At 63.8% G+C, this 572-nt stretch carries 1 protein-coding gene; it reads left to right on the plus strand.

The annotated features are described in order from the left end of the window. Positions 1-572: condensation domain-containing protein (locus AU197_RS21010; RefSeq protein WP_156434511.1), on the plus strand; the 572-nt coding region annotated here is incomplete at both ends.

The raw sequence follows: 572 nt of genomic DNA on the forward strand, positions 1-572 counted from the left end.
AGCCGGTGCGCTGGGCAGGCTCCGCAGTGGGCGCCTCTGGCGGTGCAGTACGTCGACTACACGCTGTGGCAACGCGCCCAACTCGGTGAACTGCAGGATTCCGACAGCCGCATCGCGGCGCAACTGGCTTACTGGGAAGACGCGCTGGCCGGAATACCGGAGCGTCTCGAACTGCCGACCGATCGACCGTATCCGCCCGTTGCCGATCAACGAGGCGACACGGTCGCCGTGGACTGGTCGGCCGAGTTGCAGCACCAGATCGCTCGGGTCGCCCGCTTGCATAACGCGACCAAATTCATGGTGGTACAAGCCGCCCTGTCTGCGTTGTTGTCCGAACTCAGCGCCAGCAAGGATGTGGCCGTTGGGTTTCCGATCGCGGGGCGGCGTGATCCTGCCCTCGACGATCTGGTCGGGTTCTTCGTCAACACCTTGGTGTTGCGGGTCGATCTGGCCGGCGATCCCACCGTTGGTGAGCTGATCGAGCAGGTGCGTCAGCGCAGTCTGGCTGCCTATGAGCATCAGGATGTGCCGTTTGAGGTGCTTGTCGAGCGGTTGAACCCGACTCGCAGCTT

The organism is Mycobacterium sp. IS-1590 (assembly GCF_001500025.1).
In the GTDB taxonomy this organism is placed as follows: Bacteria; Actinomycetota; Actinomycetes; order Mycobacteriales; family Mycobacteriaceae; genus Mycobacterium.